General features: G+C 74.2%; 2 protein-coding genes. Both read right to left on the bottom strand.

Annotated features, from left to right (window positions below):
- Window positions 1-1,225, bottom strand: a 1,225-nt coding sequence (locus tag FNH05_RS36595) for a hypothetical protein (protein ID WP_144593410.1), incomplete at its 3' end; no start/stop codon positions are given.
- Window positions 1,222-1,959, bottom strand: coding sequence for a FadR/GntR family transcriptional regulator (locus FNH05_RS36600; protein ID WP_222426819.1), 738 nt, complete (start codon window positions 1,957-1,959; stop codon window positions 1,222-1,224). The genes FNH05_RS36595 and FNH05_RS36600, both read right to left, overlap by 4 nt.
- Between the last annotated feature and the right edge of the window lie 88 nt (window positions 1,960-2,047).

The following is a 2,047-nucleotide window of genomic DNA, read 5'->3' on the forward strand; positions in this document are numbered from 1 at the left end:
GTCTTTCCACCGCGATGCGGGCGCTCGCCCGCTCGCTGTTGCGGCATACGGCGGGGCTCCCGTCCGGGTCCTGGTAGTCCACGGCCACGGTCGCTTCCGGCGGCTGCGTCACCTCGATGGCGAGCCGGTAACCGCCCGCGCGGCCCCGCACACGCCAGGTGGGCAACCCGAGTTCGGCCCGCAGCCGGCCCGGGAGGAGAGCCGCCAGCAGGGGATCCCCGCCGGGCAGGTCCCGGCCGTCCACGCGCAGGCGCACGAACGGCAGCGGCGGCAGCCGGCGCATCCCCGGCCGGGTGGACACGGCGGCCACGACCTCGGCCACGTCGCCGTTTCCGAGGTCCGCGTGCAGCCAGGCCCAGCGCTGGGCGTTGCCGTGACCGTAGATGTGCGCGGTCGCGCCGGGCGCCCCGGCCAGGGGGAATTCCCTTTCGCCGCACCGGATCCGGCCGTGGAAGCGCAGCGACGGCCTCGGCACCACCTGCGCCGCCGGGAGCAGGCCGGTCAGCCAGGCCCAGCGCGGGAAGGTGAACAGCGTGCGTGAGGCCCCGCGCGGTTCGAGCTCCCACGACAGGGGCCCGGCTTCGCCCGCGTTCAGCTCCAGCGGCGCAGGCCAGGGGCGCGGCCCGAACCGGGCCAGCCGCGGCGGGGAGTCCGGCGGGAACACCGCCGCCCAGCCGTGCAGGTACGGGCTTCCGCCCCCGCTGGGGGCGACGAGTTCGCGGTGCACCCAGAAACCGGTGCCGGTGACCGGATCGGTGAGGGTGGTGTACCAGACCTCCAGCCGCCCCGGTTTTCCGTTCCAGCGCGGGCGAAGCGCGTCACCCGCGAGGCGGAAACTGCGCAGCATCGGCCCCAGTTCGCGGCGGAGGTCGAAGCGCAGCAGCACTTCCCGGACGACGCGCCCGGACTCGTCGGTCACCGTGGCGGGCAGCGTGGTCATCGAGTGGACGGGACGGAGGTAGCGGATCGACTTCCAGCCGTCCAGGTGCAGGCGGCGCCCGTCGGAGGCGGTGAAGTCGAGGCGGTAGCGAATGCGCTTGCGGGCCACGGGGGCGATGTGGAGGGTTCCGGTGGCGTGCCGGTCGTCGGCCAGTCCGGGCAGCACCACCCTCCCGCTCAGCCCCGCCTCCACGTCGGCCAGCGGATGGAGCACTCCCGGGCAGTCCACGTCGAGTTCCAGCCGGGCGCCGTCGCCGGCCATGACCTCGCGGAAGGCCGTCCTCATCGCGCGCCCCCCATGCTCTCGATCATCATGCGGCCGGTCTCCTCCAGGTACTTCGCCGCCCGCGCGTGCACGACCTCGGCGGCCGCACCCTCTTCGACGGCCTTCGCCAGCGGTTCCAGCCGGTCCGCGGCGGCCGCCGGGTCGAGGAAGGGGCCGCGCAGCGCGTGCCGCTGGCGCAGGTAGGTGTCGAGGACGACGTTCATCAGCAGCGGGTACACGCGGTTCCCGGTGGCGCGGGCCAGTTCGCGATGCCAGTCGCATTCGGCGAGCTGTGCGGCGTCCGCGTCGGTGGCCTCGCGCAGCCGGGCCGCGAGGGCGGCGAGCCGCCGCCGCTGCGCGTCGGTGGCGTTGCGCGCGGCACGGACCGCGATCAGCGCGCCGACCTCAGCGCGGACCTCGAAGATCGACCGAGCCCAGGCGGGGGCGTTCGCGGCCACCAGCATCGGCAGCAGGTCCAGCCCGCCCTGGCGCTCGTAGTCCAGGACCAGCGTGCCGACGCCGTGCCGGATCTCCAGCAGCCCCGACTCCACCAGGCGCATCAGCGCGTGTTTGAGGGAGGTGCGGGTGACGTCGTAGCGCTCCGCCAGTTCCCGCGCCGGTGGCAGGTACTGCCCGGGCGCGTACCGGCCGGAGAGGATCTCGCGGCGCAGGCTGTCCGCGACGGCGTCCACCACGTTCGTCCGGACGACCCCGCCGCCCGTCTGGCTCCGCGACTGGCTCAGTGGCTCACTCACTCAGCCACGCTACCACGACACCCTGCCTGCGTTTGGCCGTGAAGGGTCCCTTCACAGTCGATTCGACCGTGAAGGGACCCTTCACGGC

It is taken from the genome of Amycolatopsis rhizosphaerae (assembly GCF_007713715.1).
GTDB lineage: Bacteria > Actinomycetota > Actinomycetes > Mycobacteriales > Pseudonocardiaceae > Amycolatopsis_E > Amycolatopsis_E rhizosphaerae.